This window comes from Paraburkholderia domus (assembly GCF_905220705.1).
GTDB lineage: Bacteria > Pseudomonadota > Gammaproteobacteria > Burkholderiales > Burkholderiaceae > Paraburkholderia > Paraburkholderia domus.
On sequence record NZ_CAJNAT010000027.1, the window covers coordinates 70,372 to 91,816 of the forward strand.

The following is a 21,445-nucleotide window of genomic DNA, read 5'->3' on the forward strand; positions in this document are numbered from 1 at the left end:
CTGTAAGACCGCTTAGCGGGGCTGCCAGCAGCGCTGCGTGTTGCCACCTTCAATCGCCGCCTCGATCTCCGCCGTATGTTCGCCTCGCAGCGGGATGCGCCCGGGCGTGGCGAGCTTGCCGTCGAAGCGAGGGGCGGGCGCGACTTGCAACTGCCCTTCACGTTCGAAGTACACCCCACGCGCCGCATTGTGCGGGTGCGTGGCGGCTTCGGCGGGGCTCAACACCGGCGCGAAACACACGTCGGTGTTTTCGAGTAACGCGCACCATTCCTCTCGCGTCCTGCGAGCAAACAATGCGGCGAATCGTTGTTGCTGGTCGGGCCAATTTTCCCGATCCCACTGGCGCGCGAAATACGGGTCGCTTTTCAGGCCGAGCTTGTCTAGCAGCAACGCATAAAACTGCGGTTCGAGCGCGCCGAGCGTGATGAAATGGCCATCCGCGCAGCGATAGGTGGAATAGAAGTGGGAACTGTCGTGGACGTTCTTGCCCCGGTCGCCAGTTATCAATCCCTTTGTGCCTGTGTAAAGAAGCAATTGCAGCATATGCGCGGAGCCGTCCACGATAGAGGCATCGACCACGGTGCCCTTGCCCGTTGTCCGCGCATTCAGAATGCCCGACAGCAACCCGACCGCCAGATACAGTGCACCGCCGCCAATGTCACCAGTCAGCGTGATAGCGGTCGAGGGCGGCTCGGCCGCGGTGCCGTTGTAATACAGCGCGCCTGACAGCGAAATGTAGTTGTTGTCATGACCGGCCGCCTGAGACAGCGGGCCGGACTGTCCCCATCCCGTCATGCGCCCATAGACGAGACGCGGGTTGACCGCGTGAAGTTCCTCCGGGCCGAGTCCGAGTCGTTCCATGACGCCGGGACGCATGCCTTCGATGAGCGCGTCGGCGTTCGCGATCAATTGCAGCACGAGCTGGCGACCCGCTTCGGTCTTCAGGTCCGCCACGAGTGAGCGTTTACCCCGGTTCAACACCATTCCTTCGTCGCCCGCTTTTTTTGCCACGCCGGCATCGGCGCGTTCCACGGCGATCACGTCGGCCCCCAGATCGGCCAGATGCATGCCGCAAAACGGACCCGGACCGATCCCGCTGATTTCCACGATTTTGATGCCGGACAGCATGGTGTCTCCTTGTGTTTGTTAGCCGCAATCGTTTGACAAGTTTGCGTCGCTAGAGTCTGGCCGCCACGGTGCCCCCCCTACCTCCCCGTTTCGGGTAGGCGTCGAGCCGGACCGTCCACTGATGATCTTCATCAAGAAGACAGCGCGACGTTGCGTCTGTCGCCTGTAGCTATCGAGGAGAGTGAGTCGTGGAAGTGAATCGCAGCGTCTTTCGTGAAGATCACGAACAATTCCGCACCACGGTGCGCCGGTTCATGGAGCGTGAATGTGTGCCGCGCATGGAGCAGTGGAACGAGGCTGGCGAGGTCGACCGTGAGACCTGGTTGAAAGCGGGCCGCGAAGGCCTGTTGTGCACGACGTTGCCGGTGGAGTACGGCGGTGGCGGCGGAGACTTCGGCCACGCGGCGGTGATTACGGAGGAACTGGCGCGCGCAGGTATCGGCGGACTGGCGATCGGGCTGCATTCGGACATCGTCGCGCCCTATGTCAATCGGCTTGGCACCGAGGAACAGAAGCAGCGCTGGCTGCCGGATATCTGTAGCGGCAAGACCATCCTCGCGGTGGCGATGACCGAACCCGGTGGCGGCAGCGATCTGAAGGCCGTGCGCACGACGGCCGTGCGTGAAGGCGACGAATACGTCATCAACGGCAGCAAGACGTTCATCAGCAACGGTTTCATTTCGGACATGGTGATGGTGGTCTGCAAGACCGATCCGGCGGCTGGCGCGAAAGGCGTGAGTCTGATCATGATGGAAACGAACCGCGACGGATTCCGGCGCGGCCGCAAGCTCAAAAAAGTCGGCATGCATTCGCAAGACACCGCGGAATTGTTTTTCGACAACGTGCGCGTGCCGGTCAGTAACCGCCTGGGCGAGGAAGGCAAGGGCTTCGCCTACATGATGCATGACCTCGCGCAGGAGCGTTTCATGATTGCGGTCGGCGCGGCCGCGAAGGTGGAGCGGCTGCTTGAGCACACGCTGGCCTATGTGAAAGACCGTCGCGCGTTCGGCCAGACGGTGTGGGATTTCCAGAACACGAAGTTCAAGCTCGCCGATGTGAAAGCGCAGTCGGTGGCGCTGCGCACGATGGTCGATTACTACCTGGGCGAGCACATGCGCCGGCGTCTGAGCGCGGAAGAAGCCTCGATCGCCAAGTTGCATTCGACCGAGACGATGTGGAAATGCATCGACGACATGGTGCAACTGCACGGCGGCTACGGCTACATGCTGGAGTACCCAATTGCGCGCGCCTTCGTGGACGCGCGCGTCACGCGCGTGTACGGCGGCAGCAACGAAGTCATGCGCGACATCATCACGCGAAAGATGTGAGTGTGCCGGACCGGCGGCCGCACGAGCTATCTGTGCGCTCGGCGCCGGGCCATCGTGAAAGACATGGCGCGCCCGCCGCAAGGTTGCCGCGCCATGCACAACCTGAGTAGAGGAGACGTATTAGATGGCAGATAAAAGCATGATCGGCCTGGTGACCTCGCACGGCACCGTCGATGTGGAGAAGGGGCGCCTTGCATTCTTCGCGAAGGCGATTGGTGAAAGCGACCCGGTGTATCTCGATGTCGCGGCGGCACACGACGCGGGGCACCCGGCGCTTCCCGTGCCGCCGACTTTCCTGATGTGCCTGAACAGCGAAGTCTCGCGGCCGTTCAACGTGCTGGGGACGTTGCAACTCGATCTCGCGCGCATCCTTCACGCGGAGCAGGCCTTCGAGTATCACCGTATGGCTTACGCCGGCGACACCCTGAGTTTCGAAAGCACAGTCACTGACGTCTACGACAAGAAAGACGGCGCGCTGCACTTCGTCGTAAGCACGACCCGTGTGATCAACCAGAAGGGCGAACACATTGCCGACCTGCGCGGCACGCTCGTCGAACGTCGCGGTTAAGGAGACTATCAACATGCAAGCACCGCATTTCAACGAAGTGAAGGTGGGCGACACGTTGCCCGCACTGGCGCTGCCCGCTATCAATCGCACCACGCTGGCGCTGTACTGCGGCGCGTCGGGCGACCACAACCCGATTCATATCGACATCGACTTTGCGCGCAAGGCGCGCATGCCGGACGTGTTCGCGCACGGCATGTTGTCGGCGGCTTACGTGGGTCGATTGTTGACCAGCTGGGTGCCGCAGCAGCAGATTCGCAACGTATCGATCCGTTTCACCGGCATTACCCATCTCGGCAATCAGCCGACGTGCACCGGCGAAGTCGTCGAGAAGTTCGAGGCCGATGGCGAGCAGCGCGTCAAGCTGCGGCTCAGGTGCAGCAACCAGTACGGCGAGGACAAGCTGGTGGGTGAGGCTGTTGTTGCGCTGAAGTAAAGCACGCAAGCATTGAACGATCAAATGACTGGGCGGGCCGCGAGCGGCTCGTCACCTATCGCATGGAAAGGAAGAGACAAATGAGCAAACTCGCAGGCAAGTCCGCACTCGTTACCGGCTCGGGCCGTGGCATCGGCCGTGAAGTGGCGCTGAAGCTGGCGTCCGAAGGCGCACGCGTGGTCGTGAACGATCTCGACGCCGATCCGGCCAACGAAGTGGTGGAATTGATCCGCGCGCAGGGTGGTGAGGCCGTGGCGTGCGTGGGCAGCGTCACGGCGACCGATTTCGCGGAGCGTCTTGTGAAAACTGCCGTGGACAACTTCAAAGGCATCGACATCGTCATCAACAACGCCGGCTTTACGTGGGACAACGTCGTGCAGAAAATGAGCGACGAGCAATGGTACGCAATCATGGACTGCCATCTGACTGCACCGTTTCGCATTCTGCGCGCGGCGTATCCTGTGATCAGCGCGGCGGCGAAGGCCGAAGCCGCTGAAGGGCGCGAAGTGTTCCGCAAGGTGGTGAATGTATCGTCGGGCGCGGCGGGCGGCAACGTGGGTCAGATCAACTATTCATCGGCCAAGGCGGGCATGCTGGGCATGACCAAGACGCTCGCCAAGGAATGGGGACGCCTCAAGGTCAACGTCAACGCAGTCGCATTCGGTCATATCGAAACGCGGTTGACGGTGCCGTTTGCTGGCGCGGATAGCGCAACCGTGAATATCGAGGGCCGTGAGATCAAGGTCGGCATCAGCGAGGCGCTGCTGGAAAAGTCGAAGAAGATGATTCCGTTGGGCCGCCCGGGAACGGTGGTCGAAGCGGCGGGCTCGGTGTACCTCTTCTGCACGCCGGAGTCGGATTACCTGTCGGGTCAGGTGGTGTACTGCGGCGGTGGCCCCGGCAGCAATTTCTGATTGGCGCAACACGTCGTCCGGGAAGCCGCGTGGGCATCGCAGCACCTTCCTGGTCCCGGGATGGCGTACGGTGATGGACGACAGGGTATGTCGGGCGACCGCGCATCAAGCGCGGCGCGAAGCGGTTCTCAGGAGACGAGATGACAAACAGTGCGCAAGCCGGGCGCTATCAACCACGAGCAGCATGGGCGATGACAGCGATGATGCTGCTATTCATGCTGGTCAATTTTCTCGATAAGGTTGCACTGGGCATGGTGGCCGTGCCCCTGATGGCCGAGCTGCACATGTCGCCCGCGCAATTCGGGCTGATCGCCGGAAGTTTCTACTGGGTGTTTTCGATCTCGGCGATCATTGTCGGATTCCTTTCCGCCCGCATCGCCACGCGCTGGATGCTGCTGGTGATGGGTGTCGCCTGGGCCGTGTTGCAGTTGCCTATCGCATTTGCGGGCGGTGCGGTCACCATCCTCCTTTGCCGCGTACTGCTGGGCGTTGCAGAAGGGCCGGCGTTTCCCGTCTCGGTGCATGCGCTGTACAAATGGTTTCCCGACGAAAAGCGCAGCCTTCCTGTCGCGGTGATCAGCCAGGGCGCTTGCCTCGGGCTGTTGCTGGCGGGGCTGCTGATTCCGTTGGTGACGCACCGTTGGGGCTGGCGCATGAACTTCGTCGTGCTGGGCGCCGCCGGTGGGCTTTGGAGCGTGATGTGGGCGTGTGTGGGTCGCGAAGGGCAGCTCGACGAGCGACGCTGGCACGCCAGTACCCTCAACGCTGATTCGGGCGTGACGGTGGCGCGGCTGCCTTATCGGAAGATTTTGCGCGACCCGTCCGTGCTGGCGCTTCTTCTTCTGGGCTTTGCGGCTTACTGGATGCTCGGCCTGACCTTGACGTGGCTGCCCGCTTATCTGCAGAAGGGCCTGGGCTTTGATAGCGTGTCGGCGGGGCGCTGGTTCGCGCTCGTCGTGATTGCAGCGATGCCCGTCACGGTTGGCTTGAGCTGGCTGTCGCAACGCATGCTGAAACGGGGCGCCACGACGCGCGCCGCGCGCGCTCGACTGGTCTGCCTGTGCGCGCTGACGAGCGCGGTGATCCTGATCGTGCTGGTCGCGACGGGGTTGCCTGCCGGGCAGAAGGCTGTGCTGTTCGCGCTGGCTGGCGCGCTGTCACCGCTCGCGATTACATTGGGACCCGTCATGCTCGGCGAAATGGTGCCCGCGAGCCAGTGCGCCGCGTTGGTGGCGATTTTTACGGCAGTGGGGAATGTGGCCGGCGCGATCGCACCTGCGGTGATGGGGCGCCTCGTGCAGACGCACGGCGCCGCTGACGCCCACGGTTACGAAGCTGGCATTCTGTGCGGCGCGGTACTGCTGGTCGTGGCCGCGTTCGCCGGTCTGCGGTGGCTTTACCCCGGACGATCGCGTCAGACGTTGATGCTGGGAAGCGCGCCGGCGAGTTAGGCAAACGGAGTCGGGGCGGCACTCCCGCGCGCGGGCGGCAGCCTGCACGATATTCGGGCCGCGCGCGCCGACTGTAGAAAGGCGACGGGCGCCGCACCGCCTAGTCGGATGGAAACGAGTCGACAAGACTGATCTTGAGATCGCGCGCGCGGCCTACCGCTTCGTCGCGCCCAGCCACGCCGAGTTTGCCGAAGATATTTTTCAGGTGCCACTTTACCGTCTCGGGCGAGACGTTAATCACGCGCGCGATCTTCTTGTTCGGCATAGCCTGCGCGACGAGGCTCAATACCTCGAGTTCGCGTTCACTTAGCGCTTCGACCATAGCCTTGGCCACGGGCTTCGTCTCAAGCGCGCCGAGCGGACTGATGGTCGCCGCCTGCAACCGCTTCACATAAAACGCGTGGACCGGGTCGAGTATCTTGTCTTCGATCAGCGATGCCAGCATAGGCGATACCGAGGGCGACGCATCCAGCAGGGTGCGGACCAGGTCCCGCTCATGCCCGAGTTTGACTGCGATGAGCAGGTGCTCGCGTGCTTGCCTGTCATAGCCGCGCCCTTGTTTCGCGACAGCAGCCTGCGCATGCAAGGCGACGAGCCTGCGCCACTTGCCGCTTGCTTCGAGCTGCGGAATGAGCCTGTCGATCGCGGCCGATGCGCCCGCATAGTCGCGCTCGTGCAGCATCATCACGATCCGCGCCTGGTGGACTGCTGCGGCCACCTCCGCGGCCACGATTTTGCTGGGACCGTCATGCGCGGCGGCGAGTGCCTCGGCACGCGACAGCGTCGCGTGCGCGTCATCCGTCGAACCGAGCCACAGATGGAAGCGTAGACGCGCCGACAGTGCAAAGGCGAGCAGGCGGTCGAGATGAAATCTCACCGCGTAGTCTTCCAGCCGGTCGAGGCAGGCATGCGCTTCGAGACGGCGTCCGGCAAGCCAGTGGCAAGCCGCCAGCGTGTATAACGCTCTGACCACGGTGTCGGGAATCGACACGCGCTCGATCAATTCGACACGCAGCGCCAGCAATTGAGTCGCCGCCTGTATTTCGTTCGATTCGTAGAGCGTATAACTGAGGAGGCCCGCTGCCATGCACGCCATACCGACGTAAGGCGGGCCGCCCTGTTCGGTTTCCTCCAGCACGTCCCGCAGGATCTCTTCTGCCTGCGCCATATGTCCCGCAATGGTCAGGCTCATCGCGCTGATGCATCGTCCGGCCAGATGCTGCAGTGGTGCGCCGCCGCCGTCGTGCGTGGCATCGAGAGCCTGTTGCATGTGGGTGTAATCGCCCTGGCACATGTGCATCCACGACAATGCGGTGCCGCCGCCGGCTCGAACGCGATCGCTCGCGTCGTGCGGTACGTCGAGCAGTTCGCTCTGCATGGCGAGAACGGCGTCGGGGTTGTCCTGTCTCAGCGCCAGTCCTGCACGCAGCACGGTTAGCGAATATCGCTGCGACGTGTCGAGCGACGCGCGTTTCGCTTCCAACTGTTCCAGGCTGCGTGAGAGGCTGTCGAGGTCATGCGCGTAGAGTTTCAGCGAGGCCGCCGCCATCTGCAGTTCGAAGCGCGCCTGTACCTGCTCCTGCGGCAGATTGCGCAGCAGGCCTGCGAGTTGACCGAGGTCGCCCCGTGTCAAGAGTGCTTCGACCCGCGATTCGACCATGTCCGCGGCGGCGACGGCGTCATTGGCCTGAACCGCGTGATGGACCGCCTCGTCGATATAGCCGTGCGAAGTGAACCAGTTCCATGCCCCTGAATGCAACGCGTGTTGCTCGGCCTCCGGCCAGCGCGCCACGCGTGCCAGCAGCACCTCGCGCAGCAGTGGATGCAGGCGATACCAAGTCTCCCGTTCGTGGCTTTGTACCTGGCTGATGAACAGATTGCTGTTATCCATCTGCGTGAGCCATGTCATCTTCCGCGCCAATGCCTGGGGGCGCCCGGAGAGGCTTGCGCAGAGTGACGCGCAAAAGCGGGCGCAAATGGCCACGCGGGTGAGAAGATCCAGATCGTCCGGCGCGAGGCGAACCAGCACTTCGCGCTCGAAATAGCTGGCGAAGGCGCCGGCATCGCGGATTTCCTGGCGCGAATACGAGGCGCCCTGTTTGGTTTTCAGATCGATCGCAAAGAGTTGCAGTCCGGCTACCCAGCCATCGGTCAATTCGTGCAGCGTCTCGGCGTCACGTTTGTCGATGTGGCCCAACTGTTCGCGCAAGTAACGTTCAGACTCGGCCGCGGTGAAACGTAGATCGCGCAGATCGATCTCTTCGACATGGCCTTGGGCTCGCAGCCGGGCAAGTGACAAAGGGAGTACGGTGCGCGTGCCGAAAGCGATGTGCAGATGCGGCGGCGCGTAGTCCAGCAACCATTGCAGTGCCTGCACGATGCGTGGGTCGTCGATGGTGTGAACGTCGTCGAGCACCAGCACAAGCTCGCGCTGACGCTGTGCGATGGCTTCGACGAGTGTGATCACCCAGTGTTCGACCACCGATTCACTGCTGCCGTGTCCCATCAGGAGCGCGGCGTTTCGCACAATCGCTGGATCGACTTCGGCAAGGCTCGCGAGCAGGCAGTCGAAGAAGCGCGCGAGTTCGTTGTCTTCAGGCGCGAGCGAGAGCCACGCGACATCGAAATTCAAAGAAATCAGCGCTTTGCGCCATTCCACGAGCGCGCTGGTTTTGCCGCTTCCCGCAGCACCCTGTACGCTTAAACAGCGCCGACGTCTACCTTCGAGCATGCGTGTCATCAACGACTCACGCGGAATGAGGCTGCGCGCACCGCGCGGCGGCGTCAATTTCGTACTCGCGACAGGCTCGATGTCACGTGGCGACGGCGACGGTTTCACCATGGGTGGAATGTGTTGCTGGGACATCGGGAAGAACTCTAAGTCAGAAAAGGGGCGCTCAAGATCGATGCAGCAGGCGGTATTGACGCGCTTTGCGCGTTGCCGGCATGCTATGGCGAGTAACATTTTGTCTCAACTTGCACGTCGCACCCATCCCCGATTTTCTGCTTGCGCGACCCGGTTGTCCATTGAAGCTTGTACCAGGGTGGACTGAGTTGGTGGCTTGACGCTTGGGAGGCGTTGCGCCGGACTCACCTAGATTTACGTAAGTACCGGTGCGCTTGAATGGCCATCGGACGCTCCCTGGACATGAACGGGCCTTGAATTGGCATAAACGTTCGCTCGTATTGTCGGTCTTCACATAGAGGGATGTCTATGCGCCGACTCGTCTCTGAGGAGGGCGCTGGACCACTGGAATTTACTGTACTTGACACCGGCTGCAATAGCATAAGCAGCACCGCATTCACGGTTCGCCGACGAATGCACGATAGGGATTGTTGATCGAGCGCGACGGAAGCGCAGAATGCATTGAATGGGATGCAAAGACGAACAAGATGCGATCGGCGTAGCTTCGGTGGTGCTATTCGCGTGCCGCTATGGGCGGTCGTGAGGCTGCTAGTGGACACGTCTCTTGAACTGAAAGCGGAAAGCAGCGGAGACTGTGCGACCCACGTGCATGGGTCACAGGTACGCATTCGCTCGCTGCGAAATCAGTCATTCGCGACCGCCGACCTTCGAATGTCTGGAGAACGACCCGTAGCGACCTGAACGACGTCGATACTCGAATGGCGCCAATGGCTGGCGGATCCAACCGGTGGATGCAACACACTAGTGAGGCCGATTGAAAAAGGTGGACGGCCGGTGAAGCATGGGCTGACGATTCTGTGAGCGTGCCGCAGCACATGCTGTCGCGAACGCACGCAGGGGGCGCGCTTGCGGGCGAGTCAATTTACTAGGAATAAGTGATGTGCGCGTGGCAGCCATGCGTGCCGAAGCGGCATACACCCATGCACAGAAGTGATCGGCGTGCTCGTCGGTGCCGATACCTGCCTGCGCGTCCCGGACGGGGCATCTCGCTCAGCTCAATTGCTGGCTGCTTCCACAGCACAACGTCGACTACGATGCGGCCACCCGCTTGCGCGCATTCACTGCAGTTCGCATGGCCTTCTGGGGTGAGCCGGACTGGGTGTCGTCTTCGAGCACCAGCCGCGCAGTTGTCTCAAAGTGCCTGCGCAGCAGGTCACAGGCACGGTCCGCGTCGCGCGCAAGCACGGCTTTGACGATCTCCTCGTGCTCGTTGCCGACGTTGCGTTCATCGGCATGCTGACTGCGCAGCGACTGGTGCCGGTAGCGTGCGGTCTGTGTGCGCAAAGTCGCCGCGAAATGCTTCAGCCATCTGGAGCGGCAGCCAGCCAGCAATGTGGTGTGGAAGTTGTCGTGCGCACGCTCCCACGCGGGATTCATCCTTGGCGGCTCGTCGATTACGGTGGGCAGGCTGTTGACCTGGTGAAACGCCGCCAGGACCGCGCCTTCCCATTCGAGGTTGGCACTCTCGATCGCATCGCGCAACGCCTCCGACTCAATGCACTGGCGCACCGAGGTGACGTCTTTCAGATCGGCGCGGGAAATCTGCGTGACCCGGAAGCCGCGCTGATCCTCTGCCTCGACGAAGCCGCTCATCGCGAGTCTCGACACCGCCTCGCGCAGCGGAATGACACCCGCCTGATAGCGGTCGGCAAGCTCCCTGATCTTCAGCTTCGAGCCAGGCGGCAGCGCGCCGGTGACGATGTCCTGCAGAATCGCATCGGCCAGCATGGAGGCCATCGTCCGCGGGGGGGGCGCCTCAGGATTATCAAACGTCAAGTCCACGAATTTCTCCTGCAGTTGGCGTAATTATATTCAAAAGGCTCACCGTATGCAGATGCCAGGGTAAACATGCAAAGACAAAAATATATATATTTTATAAATTTGTATCCATCGGATCGCGACACGACAACCGTCGTCTGCCGGCGAACCCCACGATGACATGGAGATGGAATGCGCTACGTACACTTCTCGCCCGACGGGCACAAAAAGCTGCTGGGTATTCTTCAGGGTTCCACAATCGTCTCATTGGGCGATGTCACATTGGGACAACTCCTCGCCGCCGGCTCCGACCTGATCGCGTTCGCCAAGGCGAATTGGGGCGGCGGCGAGGAGTTTTCGGCCGATGCGGTGAGCTGGCTGCCGCCGCTGACGCACCCCGTCAAGATCATCTGTGTGGGTCTGAACTATGCGGACCACACGAAGGAAAGTCCCTATGAGCAGCCGTCCTACCCGACGCTGTTTCCCCGCTTCAACACCAGCCTGATCGGGCACCGCGCGCCGTTGATCCGCCCGCTGATCTCCGATTCGCTGGATTTCGAAGGAGAACTGGCGGTGATCCTCGGCAGCGGTGGACGCCACATTCCGCAGACGCATGCGCTGGATTGTGTGGCCGGCTATTCGATCTTCAACGACGGCTCGGTGCGCGAATACCAGTTCAAGGCGCCGCAATGGACGGTCGGCAAGAATTTCGACGGTACCGGCGCGTTCGGCCCGACCTTCGTCACCGCGGACGAACTGCCGGCAGGCGGGAAAGGCCTGAAGCTCGAGACACGGCTGAACGGCAAGGTCGTCCAGTCGGCGAATACGAGCGATATGCTGTTCGATGTGGCCACCCTGATTTCCGTTATCAGTGAAGCCATCACGCTGGAGGCCGGGGACGTGATCGTCAGCGGTACCCCGGCGGGCATTGGCTGGGCGCGCGAACCGAAGCTGATCATGCGTGACGGCGATGTTTGCGAAGTCGAAATCGAAGGGCTGGGCGTACTGAGCAACACGGTCCGCGACGAGCAGCCGCAGCGCTGAGCGCCAGCCGAACGAACAGACGGGTAGAGAAAACAGGAGAAGACATGAGACAGATTCGCGTCCCGGTATTCGTGGTGGGAGCGGGCCCCGCCGGACTGACAGCCGCCGCGCTGCTGGCGAAATACGGCGTCGAGGTATTGGCCATCACGCGCTATCCCGGCACCGCGCATTCGCCCCGTGCGCACATCACGAACCAGCGCACGGTAGAGGTGTTCCGCGATCTCGGCATCGAGGACCGCGTGCAGGCCCTTGCCACATCGAACGAGCTGATGAGCAACAACGTGTGGGCGACAAGTTTCGCCGGCACTGAAATCGCCCGGCTACAGACGTGGGGCACCGGTGTGAAGCGCAAGTCGGACTATGAAACGGCGAGTCCGTCGCAGATGTGCAATGCGCCGCAGCATCTACTCGAGCCGGTCATTCTGACCGCGGCGCGTGAATATGGCGCGAACGTATTGTTCAATACCGAGCTCGTATCGATCCGCCAGACTGACGAAGCGGTTTACTCACGTGTCGTCGACCGCTCGACGGGCGAGGAAATCGAGGTGATTTCCGATTACGCAGTCGGTGCCGACGGAGCGCAGAGCGTGGTCGTCAAGGATCTCGGCTTCGAGCTGGAGGGAGAGATGGGGCTCGGCTGCGCGATCAACTGCTGGCTCGAGGTCGATCTCACAAAGTACTGCGCCCACCGCCCGGGTGTGCTGTACTGGATGAGCCAGCCGGGCAGCGAATACTGGGTGGGCAGCGGCACGTATATCTGCGTGCGTCCGTGGAACGAATGGGTGCTGCTCTTCATGTACAACCCGAAGGAAGGCGAGCCGGATCTGAGCGAGGAAGCGGTGATCGCGCGGGCGCGGGCAACCATCGGCGACCCGGACATTCCGATCCGGGTGAAGTCCGTGTCGAAGTGGACGATTAACAGGATGTTTGCGCGCAGCATGGTCAAGGGCCGCGTCGCCATCGCGGGCGACGCGGCCCACCGGCATCCGCCTGCAAACGGGCTCGGGTCCAACACGTCGGCTCAGGATGCATTCAACCTTGCGTGGAAACTGGCACTGATCGTCAAGGGCCAGGCCTCGCCAACGCTGCTACAAGCCTATTCTGACGAGCGGCAACCGGTAGCCGAAGGCGTGGTGAACCGGGCGATCAAGTCGGTTGGAGAGATGTTGCCGATCGCCAAGGCGCTCGGTTTTTCCGAGGGACAGAGCGAGGCGGAGGGGTGGGCGTCGGTTGACGAGCTGTTCTCGGACAGCGAAGTCGGGCGGCAGCGCCGAAAGGCGCTCGCGGAAGCAGTCGAACTCCAGAACTACCAGTTCAACTGTCACGGTGTCGAACTGGGCCAACGCTACACATCGTCCGCGATCGTGCGTGACGGCGCGACGTTTCCCGCGCCGACCCGGGATCCGGAGCTGTACTACCATGCCACCACGACGCCGGGCGCCTATCTTCCGCATGCCTGGATTCAACGCGGCAACGAGCGGGTTTCGACGCTGGATCTCGTGGGACAGGGTGCGTTTACCGTGCTAACTGGGGCCGGTGGCCAGTCCTGGATCGATGCCGCGGGGCAGGTCGGCAAGGAGTTCGGCATTTCCATCAACGCCGTGTCCATTGCGCACGGCACGTCGACGTTCGATGTCTACGGCGATTGGGCGCGACAGCGCGAAATGGAAGACGACGGTTGCGTGCTGGTCCGTCCGGACCGTTTCGTCGCCTGGCGCGCGAACGGGCGCGCAGCTGATCCCGCTGCCGAATTGCGGCGCGTATTCGCGCAGATACTCGGCAAGGCGCCGCGCACAGAGGCTGCAACGAGTGCCAGTTTCGTGGCGACCGACGCATAAAGGGGGTGCGCTCATGACACGTTCGACGACAGCCCGCGCGGCGTTCGGCATTCACAGCATCGACCATTTCGCACTCGACGTTCCGGACCTCACCGAGGCCACGCGTTTCCTCTCAGCGTTCGGCTTCGAGCTGGAAACGCAGGAGCAACAGCTTCTCTTACGCACCCCAGTCAGTGACCACGCCTGGGCGAAAGTGCAGCAGGGCCCCCGCAAGCGGCTTAGGTATCTGTCGCTGAACTGTTTTGCGGACGACTTCGCGCCGCTGTGTGCGCAGATCAAGCAGGCGGGCGGCCGCGAGGCCGCTCCTGCGACGCAGGCAGTGGCCGAAGGCTTCTGGTTCGAAGATCCGGATGGCAACCTGCTGCAGCTGAGGCCCGGTGCCAAGACGACGCCCGATTTCAAGCCGGCTGCGCGCCGCGAAGCGGCGTTGCCCCGGCTGCGCGGTGCGAGCTTTCGCGCCGATGCCGCGCCCGCGCGGCCGATGCGGTTGTCGCATGTGCTGATGTTCACGCCGGACATCCGCACGGCGATCGTGTTCTACGAACAGGCGCTCGGCATGAAGTTGTCCGACGGCTCGGAAGGGATTGTCGCCTTCCTGCACGGGCGCCACGGCAGCGATCATCACCTGATCGCATTTGCCCAGGGCGCGGCAAAGGGTTGGCATCACAGTGCGTGGGATGTGCCTTCCGTCGACGAGGTCGGCGTCGGCAAGATGCAGATGCGGCGCGCCGGCTATGTACAGGGGTGGGGCGTGGGGCGCCACGTTCTTGGCTCCAACTATTTCCAGTACGTGCGCGATTCATGGGGATCGTACTGGGAGTATTCGGCTGACATCGATTTCGTATCGCCGGGAAGTGAGTGGCCGTGCGGCAATCATCCGCCGGAGGACTCGCTATATCTTTGGGGGCCGGACGTGCCTGACTACTTCTTCGAAAATACCGAGCAGGAAAGCACGCGGACCTGAAATCCGCTAGACGCGTTTGCGTCCAGCCTGCCTTCAGAGGCAGGCACATGGTGTGCCGGATCCTGGCGCATCGCCTGAGTATTTATGTAGTCATACTAATTACATTAAATAGAAGAGATGAGACAAAAAACCATGAGGAAACAACTTTGTCTTGCGGCTGCAGTGTGGGTGTCGCAGGCGGTTCCCGCTTACGCCCAGAGCAGCGTGACGCTATTCGGCACGATGGACGCCGGTATGAGCTATGTCAGCAATGAGGGTGGCCACGGCAACGCGAAGTTCGACGACGGGATTTTCACGCCGAATCTGTTTGGGCTGCGCGGAAGCGAGGATCTGGGCGGCGGCACGCACGCGATCTTTCAACTGGTCAATCAGTTTTCGCTCGGTACAGGCGCTACGATCGGCGATGGGCTGTTCGCGCGAACCGCCTACGTCGGTCTGGAGAATCCGGGCTTCGGTACGCTGACGATGGGCAACCAGTACGACTTCATGCCGGATGCCCTGTTCTTTGGGGGCAATGAACCCGCGCGGGATATCGGCGGACTGTACAACTTCCGTAACGGGCCGTTCCAGAAGCTGGCACTGCCAGGCAACCCGACGGGCGCGTTTGACTGGGATCGGGTAGCGGGAACCCAGCGCGTATCGAATTCCGTCAAGTATGTCAGTCCCTCTCTGGCTGGCGCGAGCTTCGGTGCAATGTACGCGTTTGGCGGCGTCCCAGGGGCCATCGGGGCCAATAACGCGGTGAGCTTCAGCCTGAACTACGCGGCTGACCCGTTCGGCGCGGCCGCTGCATACACGAACCAGAAATACGGCGCCACCGCCGGCTCGCCCGCCACGAGCGTCCAGAACTGGGGCGTCGGAGCGCACTACCAGATCGGCGACCTGAGCACTAGCGCGCTGCTCACGACCGTGCGTAATTCTGCATCTGATGGTGCGGTATGGATGAGCGAACTCGGTGCGACCTGGCACTTCACGCAGGCACTGCTGCTCGGGGCCGACTACATGTACATGAAGGGCAACGCCGCGCTCGACAACGATCACGCGCATCAGATCACCGCCTCTGTTCAATACTGGTTGTCGAAGCGGACGATGGTGTACGCGAGTGGCGTTTGGCAACGCGCCAACAATGGCGCGCAAGCTCAGATCAATGGCGTGCTGGATCCAGACGGTGCCTCCAGCAGCGCGACGCAGGCAATCGCGCGCGTGGGTATTCATACCTTCTTTTAGTCGCCTGCGGGTATAGCTGCCGCGTCGCGACGCCCGACAACCTCATGTCGTTCAGCGATGCGATCGCCGCTGATTTTCCCATCCTGTTCGCCGGCCCTTCCGGGTGGCGACACAACGGCATTCAATGAATGGAGAACCTGACATGAAACGCACTTCGCCCTCCGATTGGGACACCTCGTACGAGTGGAAGATTGTTGCACTACTGTCGCTCGGATTCGGACTGGTCGGTATCGACCGGTTCATGATCATGCCGCTCTTTCCGGTGATGATGCGCGACCTCAACCTCGACTATCAGGATCTTGGACACATTACCGCCGCGCTGTCTGTTGCATGGGGACTATCCGCGATGTTTGCGGGTAACCTTTCGGACCGGTTCGGTCATCGCAAGGTGATCATTCCCGCGATGTTTGCTTTTTCCATGCTGGCCTGCGCGAGTGGCCTCGCATGGGGAGTCGGAAGCCTGATGATGATTCGCGCGATGATGGGCTTTGCGGAAGGGGCGTATACGCCATCGAGCATTACCGCCACGCTCGATGCGTCGAAGCCCACGCGGCATGGACGCAACGTCGGGATCCAGCAGGCCGCGCTGCCGCTGCTGGGCCTTGGGCTCGCACCGATCGCCGTCACGCAGCTGCTCAAGGTCGTGCCATGGCACTGGATCTTCGCGTTGGTGGCGGTACCGGGGCTCGTCGTGTGCGCGCTGACCTGGCGGACCTTGCGCAATACGAGCGCAGCAGCGGCCGCAGTTCATACGGAAACACACGATATGGCGAGCCATCGCTGGTACGAAGTCCTGCGCTATCGAAATGTGCCGCTGAGTTTCGTCGGCATGTTGTGCTGGCTGACCTGTTTGATCGTTCTGAGCGCGTTGATGCCAAACTACCTGACCGACTATCTGCACCTGACGCTGGAACAGATGGGCTTCGTGCTGTCCGCAATCGGGGTGGGCGGCACGCTGGGTGGGCTCACCATGCCGGCCTTGTCCGACCGGATCGGACGCAAACCGGTGATGGTATTCTCCGTTGTGGGTGCCTTTGCCGGGCTGTGGTGGCTGTCGCGCACGGGTGCGAATCCAACAGAGCTTTTCTTCGGCCTGCTGATTACAATCTTTTTTGTGTTCAGCATGATCACGTTGACAGTTGGCCCAATCAGTGCCGAAGCGGCTCCCGCGAAGTTGATGACAACCGCGTCTGGTCTCGTGATCGGTGTTGGGGAGGTGTTCGGCGGAGGCGTGGCGCCTTCGCTGGCCGGTTACGTGGCCAAGCACTTCGGCATCCAGTACATCATGCAGCTCGGCATGGGGGCGCTGGTAGTCGGGCTGATCATTGCGCTTTCGCTGAAGGAGACGGCACCGGCAAGGCTCGCGAGTGGCGCGGTAGCCGCTGGGTCGTAAACCGCTCGCCGCGTTTGTGACGCGATGAGCGGCGCGTTCCATGGTGGAAATCGGTGTCGCGGGGGCGACTCATGTCGCCCTCGGCACCACGCGGTACACGGTTGTTTTACTCCGCGCGCATGGTCGTCTCGATACGTGTGCCTCGCTTGATAAATAGTGTGACCGGCGTCCTCTCGCAGATTTCCGCTAGACGCTTGCGCCGGGCCTGCTCCAATTGCGCATCAACGCAGACAGTGCGGCGAATGTACTGTAAGCCATCGCGATCGACATGCAGATCGGCGTTGACGCTGATCCGCCCAACTGGCCACGCTTTCTTCTGCATGTACATTCTGAGCGTGGCCGCTACTCCTTCGTTGCCAAGGAGCGCGTGGTTGCCCGCCTCGATTCTGACGAGATAGTCAGACGTGTCGACGCCGATTTCAGCGGTAGCGGCAGCGGTGGCGAGTGGCATGGTGTCTCCTTATTGATGATTCGATGGCGCAACGGGGGGCGGCGGCAATGGAATCCGGTCGGTTTCGCCGGGCACGGGAGGGAATTCGTCGGCCTCCCAACGTCGCGTTGCTTCGTCGATGGCTTCCTGCGAGCTGGATTCAAAGTTCCAGCCCATGAAGCACGGCCCGTCGAGCGGGGCGCCGCCGAGCAGAAAAACCCTGGTGGCCGAAGTCGCGGGCACCTCTACCTCGTGGGCAGTCGTCAGGACTGCCATCGTGCCGACTGCTACGGTTGCGCCATTGACGGGGCAACGTCAGGTTATTGGGCGGGGTCGCGGTGATCGCGCGGGCGCGGGCGACCATCGGTGATCCGGACATTCCGGTTCGCGTGAAGTCCATTTCGAAGTGGACGATCAACAAGATGTTTGCGCGCAGCATGGTCAAGGGTCGCGTCGCCATCACGGACGACGCGACCCACCGGCATCCGCCCGCAAGCAGGCTCGGGTCCAACACGTCGGTCCAGGATGCGTTCAATCTCGCGTGGAAACTGGCGCTGATCGTCAAGGGCCAGTGCAGCAGGGCGCCCGCAAACAGCAGGTTTATCTGTCGCTGAGCTGTTTCCCGGACGACTTTGCACCGTTGCGTGCGCAGATCCTGCAGGCAGGGGCAGGGAGGCCGCTCCTGCGGCGCAGGCAGTGGCCGAAGGGTTCTGGTTCGAAGATCCGGATGGCAATCTGTTGCAACTCAGACCCGGTATCAAGACGTCGCCCGATTTCAAGCCGGCTACCCGCAATGGGCCAGCGTTGCCGCGGCTGCGCGGCGCGAGCTTTCGGGCCGAAACGCCGACCGCGCGGCCATTGCGACTGTCGCATGTGCTGATGTACACGCCAGACATCCGCGCAGCGATCGCGTTCTACGAACAGGCGCTTGGCATGGAATTGTCCGACGGCTCGGAGGGGATTGTCGCATTCCTGCACCGACGCCACGGCAGCGATCATCATCTGATCGCGTTTGCCCAGGGCGCCGCAAAAAGGTGGCACCACAGCGTATGGGACGTGCCTTCCGTCGACGAGGTTGGCGTCGGCACGATGCAGATGCGCCACGCGGGCTACGTGCAGGGATGGGGCGTGGGGCGCCATGTCCTCGGCTCCAACTATTTCCAGTACGTGCGCGATCCATGGGGATCGTACTGGGAGTATTCGGCTGGCTGACATCGATTTCGTGTCGCCCGGCAGTGAGTCGCCCTGCGGTAATCATCCGCCGGAGGATTCGCTGTACCTCTGGGGGCCGGACGTACCCGCCTATTTCTTCGAGAACACCGAAGAGGATCGCGCGCAGGCCTGAGATTCAACGGACACCACAGCATCGCGCTGTGGTCACTGTCGCACACCGGTGTGAACCCGGTGTTCTTTTTCGTCCTGCTGATGACCACGATTTTCTTCGTCTTCAGCATAATCACTCTCACGGTCGGGCCGATCAGCGCGGAGGCCGTTCCCGTCAGGCCGATGGCCACCGCGTCAGGCCTCGTCATCGGATTCGGGGAGATTTCTGGTGGCGGCGTTGGGCCATCGGTCTCTCGCTATGTGGCGGACCGCTTCAGTATCCAGTAAGTCATGCAGCGCAGGATGGGCTGACTGGTCATCGGTCTCGTCGTCGCGCTTTCGTTGAAGGACACGCGCCGGTGAGGCTGATGTCCGGAGCGGTTTCTACGGCGCTATGAGGCCCGGCGAACGGGACCGGTTGACCAGATGATGGCAGAATGGATCCGGCATGCCATTAACCATGTCGACTGAAGCGTGCTCCGTCGTCGGCGACCCGATGCGGAGTTGCGCATCGCCCACGCGGATGGCAAGGGCAGGAGTTCGAGGCGCGCTGTTGCGAAACCACGGCGCGTGATCATTTAGCGAGGTGCCATGATGCGCATTGCACTTTTTGGGGCAACCGGTCGCGTGGGTTCTCGTGTGCTGGCCGAAGCGCTCACCCGTAACCATGAGATCATCGCAATATCTCATGGGCAGAAAAATACCGAACAACGCGACCGTGTGTGCGTCATCATGGGGGACATCCTCGACCCACATTCGATAGAACTCTGCGCGCGTGGCACGGACGCAGCCGTTTGCGCCTATGGTCCCGGACAGGACACCATGACCCGTGATTTGCAGGAAACGCTGCCTCGCTCGGCGCGCGCCCTGGTCGCGGGTTTACCGCGTGCAGGAGTGAGACGTCTGGTGGTGGTTGGTGGCGCGGGAAGTCTGGAGGTTGCGCCCGGGGTCCAACTCGTCGACACGAAAGCGTTCGGGTCAGGATTCAGTGCAAAACAACACCCCGTACCCACCTCGGCCCTTGTAGGTAACGGCCTTGCCGCTCAGCATATGATTCGTTGATTGGCCCGTCATGTCTCGGCTCCTTAAGTAACTCAAATGACGTGGACGTATCCGATGTCTGGCTTTGGTCGGAGTGGCCCAGCAAATTCAGCGGCGATCTGGGGATCGATCTGGTCGCAAAAGAGCACAACAGCGGAAATTACTGGGCCATCCAAGTGCAAGTTTTACGATCCGGACACCCCGATCAACAAGGCCGAGATCGATTCGTTTTTGTCCCTCTCGGGCAAGTGGTTCGCGACAAGCGATGGCGAGCGCGGTTTCAGCGAGCGCCTGATCGTGTCCACCACCGACAAGTGGGGAAAGAATGCTGAACTGAGTCTATCGAACCAGGCAGTCCCGTTACGCGTCTCTGGTTCAAGGATCTGGCTGCCAGCTCATATTCGACAGCGCGCATCAACGGTTCTTCTTCCGTCGCTGCTGCGACGACGGCTGCTGTCACTTGGCGCGAAGCTGGCAAACGAATGGCGGCAGGTGGATTGCCGAGCAATGGCAATTTTGCGAGCGGCCAGTTGATTTGGCGTTCGAATCCCGCGCCCGGCACGAGCATCCGCTGGGTGTGCATCGCGAATGGTTCGCTCGACGAAATCGGTGTCGTGCACGGCGCGATAGAAGGCGGTTCGTCGACACTAACCGTCACCGATGCGTCGACGTTTGCAGTGGGCAGCTGTATCTGTCTGGAAGGGCTGCCAGATGCGGCGAAGATCATCGCGATTGACGGTCACGAACTGACGCTCAATCGCGTCGCGTTGCGCGGCACGCGGGGTCGAGTGCTGTCACTGGGCCCTGGACAACGGTACCGTACGATTTCTTCATGCCTGCTCATTCAAATCATATCATCACGGTCATTCAAGCCATGAGCCTGCCGCAAGCGAAGAGAACCGATGACTGCCCGGATCCGCTAACTGTGACGCCGTTAGCATCGTCCCTCATGTACGACGTGCTGCCGGAAGAAGAGATCCGGCGTGTGCAGCAATGGACCGGCGACTGGTTTCTCGCGGCGTTGGAACAGGGATTGATTGGGTGCCCCTATGTCACGAACGAAGCAACGATCCGCGATATTCAGTTTTGCTACCAATCAGGATTGACGCCGGAAGAAGGCGTGCAGTACATCTACGGCCCACGCAGCTAGAGCACTGTCCTGAAGATATTGCACTGTCGTAGGGGGATAAACGAGGTGAACGTTTATGCGCTGCAGAGCATAAACGCGTACCCTGTTCATCCCCCAGGAGCACGTACTCCATCGACATTGTCGTCAACGATCAGCCACTGCTCTGCTCCGTCACGCATGACCCAGAAGTCAGCTATTGGCTCCATCATTGGCTGAACAGATAGCGCAGGTCGCTCGCAGTAGTTCGTCACGCCGGGATTGGCCTCGAGCATGATCCACAGGCGAACTTGTGTCGCTGAGACAAACATGACGGGACGGCGGAGTTTCGGTGCCCAAGCGTGATGTAGTGTCTGCTTGGGAAGACGCTGAACAGGGAGGGGAACAGGTTCTCTCATCGCAACAAGTCGGGCCGAAATAATGTTCCAACATTAGTTCAATTTCCCGAGAAGTTGCAAGTTTAAGTCAATCTGAATTGACACAAAGATGCAACCCGGAACACGATCGTTCCTTGATTGGCGCAGTTTTGCAGCCCGTCAGGGGGTTACATGGT

Annotated in this window: 19 protein-coding genes and 3 pseudogenes; 17 read left to right on the forward strand and 5 right to left on the reverse strand. The window is 61.5% G+C overall.

Annotated elements, in window-relative coordinates; all coding sequences use genetic code 11:
* Positions 1-12: 12 nt before the first annotated feature.
* Complete coding sequence (locus tag KHO31_RS31095) at positions 13-1,128, reverse strand: CaiB/BaiF CoA transferase family protein (RefSeq protein WP_211624946.1); 1,116 nt, start codon at positions 1,126-1,128, stop codon at positions 13-15.
* Positions 1,129-1,316: 188 nt separating this feature from the next.
* Between KHO31_RS31095 and KHO31_RS31100 the strand changes: the two genes are divergently transcribed.
* The 5 genes from KHO31_RS31100 to KHO31_RS31120 all read left to right on the forward strand — a co-directional run bounded on the left by KHO31_RS31100 (position 1,317) and on the right by KHO31_RS31120 (position 5,822).
* Positions 1,317-2,456 (forward strand): acyl-CoA dehydrogenase family protein, encoded by a 1,140-nt coding sequence (locus KHO31_RS31100; RefSeq protein ID WP_211624948.1) that lies wholly within the window; start codon positions 1,317-1,319, stop codon positions 2,454-2,456.
* Positions 2,457-2,580: 124 nt separating this feature from the next.
* Positions 2,581-3,024: a MaoC family dehydratase N-terminal domain-containing protein gene (locus KHO31_RS31105; protein ID WP_211624950.1), complete on the forward strand. Its 444-nt coding sequence runs from the start codon at positions 2,581-2,583 to the stop codon at positions 3,022-3,024.
* A gap of 13 nt (positions 3,025-3,037) precedes the next feature.
* Positions 3,038-3,457 (forward strand): MaoC family dehydratase, encoded by a 420-nt coding sequence (locus tag KHO31_RS31110; RefSeq protein ID WP_211624952.1) that lies wholly within the window; start codon positions 3,038-3,040, stop codon positions 3,455-3,457.
* An 80-nt stretch (positions 3,458-3,537) separates the two neighbouring features.
* On the forward strand, positions 3,538-4,371 hold the full coding sequence (locus tag KHO31_RS31115; protein WP_211624954.1) for an SDR family NAD(P)-dependent oxidoreductase: 834 nt from the start codon (positions 3,538-3,540) through the stop codon (positions 4,369-4,371).
* 140 nt (positions 4,372-4,511) lie between these two features.
* Positions 4,512-5,822 carry an MFS transporter gene (locus tag KHO31_RS31120; RefSeq protein ID WP_211624956.1) on the forward strand — a complete coding sequence of 437 codons (1,311 nt, stop codon included), beginning with the start codon at positions 4,512-4,514 and terminating at the stop codon, positions 5,820-5,822.
* 100 nt (positions 5,823-5,922) lie between these two features.
* On the opposite strand, the gene KHO31_RS31125 is transcribed toward KHO31_RS31120, so the two are convergent.
* Both KHO31_RS31125 and KHO31_RS31130 read right to left on the reverse strand, forming a co-directional pair.
* Positions 5,923-8,688, reverse strand: coding sequence for a LuxR C-terminal-related transcriptional regulator (locus KHO31_RS31125; protein WP_236071557.1), 2,766 nt, complete (start codon positions 8,686-8,688; stop codon positions 5,923-5,925).
* A 1,089-nt stretch (positions 8,689-9,777) separates the two neighbouring features.
* Positions 9,778-10,476, reverse strand: coding sequence for a GntR family transcriptional regulator (locus KHO31_RS31130; protein WP_236071560.1), 699 nt, complete (start codon positions 10,474-10,476; stop codon positions 9,778-9,780).
* Positions 10,477-10,698: 222 nt separating this feature from the next.
* Here KHO31_RS31130 and KHO31_RS31135 point away from each other — a divergent pair, with 222 nt between their 5' ends.
* The 5 genes from KHO31_RS31135 (at position 10,699) to KHO31_RS31155 (ending at position 16,972) form a co-directional block, all read left to right on the forward strand.
* Positions 10,699-11,550, forward strand: coding sequence for a fumarylacetoacetate hydrolase family protein (locus KHO31_RS31135; RefSeq protein WP_211624958.1), 852 nt, complete (start codon positions 10,699-10,701; stop codon positions 11,548-11,550).
* Positions 11,551-11,594: 44 nt separating this feature from the next.
* The gene (locus KHO31_RS31140; protein WP_211624960.1) at positions 11,595-13,388 is read left to right on the forward strand and encodes an FAD-dependent monooxygenase; all 1,794 of its coding nucleotides are present in this window, start codon (positions 11,595-11,597) and stop codon (positions 13,386-13,388) included.
* A 13-nt stretch (positions 13,389-13,401) separates the two neighbouring features.
* A complete protein-coding gene (locus tag KHO31_RS31145; RefSeq protein WP_211624962.1) occupies positions 13,402-14,352 on the forward strand; it encodes a VOC family protein in 951 nt (316 codons plus the stop codon).
* 132 nt (positions 14,353-14,484) lie between these two features.
* Positions 14,485-15,579: a porin gene (locus tag KHO31_RS31150; RefSeq protein ID WP_211624964.1), complete on the forward strand. Its 1,095-nt coding sequence runs from the start codon at positions 14,485-14,487 to the stop codon at positions 15,577-15,579.
* A gap of 142 nt (positions 15,580-15,721) precedes the next feature.
* Entirely contained in the window at positions 15,722-16,972 is a 1,251-nt protein-coding gene (locus KHO31_RS31155) for an MFS transporter (protein ID WP_211624966.1), read from the forward strand.
* A gap of 106 nt (positions 16,973-17,078) precedes the next feature.
* On the opposite strand, the gene KHO31_RS31160 is transcribed toward KHO31_RS31155, so the two are convergent.
* Positions 17,079-17,423, reverse strand: coding sequence for an OsmC family protein (locus KHO31_RS31160; protein WP_211624968.1), 345 nt, complete (start codon positions 17,421-17,423; stop codon positions 17,079-17,081).
* 9 nt (positions 17,424-17,432) lie between these two features.
* Positions 17,433-17,696 (reverse strand): annotated as a pseudogene (locus KHO31_RS31165) (pirin-like C-terminal cupin domain-containing protein); the annotation flags it as partial.
* 41 nt (positions 17,697-17,737) lie between these two features.
* Here KHO31_RS31165 and KHO31_RS31170 point away from each other — a divergent pair.
* The 7 genes and pseudogenes from KHO31_RS31170 to KHO31_RS31195 form a co-directional block, all read left to right on the forward strand.
* A pseudogene (locus KHO31_RS31170) lies at positions 17,738-17,980 on the forward strand (FAD-dependent monooxygenase); the annotation flags it as partial.
* 118 nt (positions 17,981-18,098) lie between these two features.
* Positions 18,099-18,614: a VOC family protein gene (locus KHO31_RS39535; protein WP_236071561.1), complete on the forward strand. Its 516-nt coding sequence runs from the start codon at positions 18,099-18,101 to the stop codon at positions 18,612-18,614.
* A gap of 183 nt (positions 18,615-18,797) precedes the next feature.
* Complete coding sequence (locus KHO31_RS31180) at positions 18,798-19,013, forward strand: hypothetical protein (RefSeq protein WP_211624972.1); 216 nt, start codon at positions 18,798-18,800, stop codon at positions 19,011-19,013.
* A gap of 303 nt (positions 19,014-19,316) precedes the next feature.
* On the forward strand, positions 19,317-19,787 hold the full coding sequence (locus KHO31_RS31185) for an NAD(P)-dependent oxidoreductase (protein ID WP_211624974.1): 471 nt from the start codon (positions 19,317-19,319) through the stop codon (positions 19,785-19,787).
* 41 nt (positions 19,788-19,828) lie between these two features.
* Positions 19,829-19,888, forward strand: a pseudogene (locus tag KHO31_RS40105) (hypothetical protein); the annotation flags it as partial.
* Between the two features lie 37 nt (positions 19,889-19,925).
* Positions 19,926-20,300, forward strand: a complete 375-nt coding sequence (locus KHO31_RS39765; RefSeq protein WP_407945973.1) for a restriction endonuclease — start codon at positions 19,926-19,928, stop codon at positions 20,298-20,300.
* Positions 20,301-20,598: 298 nt separating this feature from the next.
* On the forward strand, positions 20,599-20,916 hold the full coding sequence (locus KHO31_RS31195) for a hypothetical protein (RefSeq protein ID WP_211625006.1): 318 nt from the start codon (positions 20,599-20,601) through the stop codon (positions 20,914-20,916).
* The last annotated feature ends 529 nt before the right edge of the window (positions 20,917-21,445 follow it).

What these genes read in the sequence shown, in the direction of transcription:
- KHO31_RS31110 (WP_211624952.1), top strand. Translation starts at nt 3,038, where the DNA reads ATGCAAGCACCGCATTTCAACGAAGTGAAGGTGGGCGACACGTTGCCC.
- KHO31_RS31115 (WP_211624954.1), top strand. Translation starts at nt 3,538, where the DNA reads ATGAGCAAACTCGCAGGCAAGTCCGCACTCGTTACCGGCTCGGGCCGT.
- KHO31_RS31145 (WP_211624962.1), top strand. Translation starts at nt 13,402, where the DNA reads ATGACACGTTCGACGACAGCCCGCGCGGCGTTCGGCATTCACAGCATC.
- KHO31_RS31150 (WP_211624964.1), top strand. Translation starts at nt 14,485, where the DNA reads ATGAGGAAACAACTTTGTCTTGCGGCTGCAGTGTGGGTGTCGCAGGCG.
- KHO31_RS31155 (WP_211624966.1), top strand. Translation starts at nt 15,722, where the DNA reads ATGAAACGCACTTCGCCCTCCGATTGGGACACCTCGTACGAGTGGAAG.
- KHO31_RS31140 (WP_211624960.1), top strand. Translation starts at nt 11,595, where the DNA reads ATGAGACAGATTCGCGTCCCGGTATTCGTGGTGGGAGCGGGCCCCGCC.
- KHO31_RS31160 (WP_211624968.1), bottom strand. Translation starts at nt 17,423, where the DNA reads ATGCCACTCGCCACCGCTGCCGCTACCGCTGAAATCGGCGTCGACACG.
- KHO31_RS31195 (WP_211625006.1), top strand. Translation starts at nt 20,599, where the DNA reads ATGCCTGCTCATTCAAATCATATCATCACGGTCATTCAAGCCATGAGC.
- KHO31_RS31120 (WP_211624956.1), top strand. Translation starts at nt 4,512, where the DNA reads ATGACAAACAGTGCGCAAGCCGGGCGCTATCAACCACGAGCAGCATGG.
- KHO31_RS31130 (WP_236071560.1), bottom strand. Translation starts at nt 10,476, where the DNA reads ATGCTGGCCGATGCGATTCTGCAGGACATCGTCACCGGCGCGCTGCCG.
- KHO31_RS31125 (WP_236071557.1), bottom strand. Translation starts at nt 8,688, where the DNA reads ATGTCCCAGCAACACATTCCACCCATGGTGAAACCGTCGCCGTCGCCA.
- KHO31_RS31105 (WP_211624950.1), top strand. Translation starts at nt 2,581, where the DNA reads ATGGCAGATAAAAGCATGATCGGCCTGGTGACCTCGCACGGCACCGTC.
- KHO31_RS31135 (WP_211624958.1), top strand. Translation starts at nt 10,699, where the DNA reads ATGCGCTACGTACACTTCTCGCCCGACGGGCACAAAAAGCTGCTGGGT.
- KHO31_RS31095 (WP_211624946.1), bottom strand. Translation starts at nt 1,128, where the DNA reads ATGCTGTCCGGCATCAAAATCGTGGAAATCAGCGGGATCGGTCCGGGT.
- KHO31_RS31185 (WP_211624974.1), top strand. Translation starts at nt 19,317, where the DNA reads ATGATGCGCATTGCACTTTTTGGGGCAACCGGTCGCGTGGGTTCTCGT.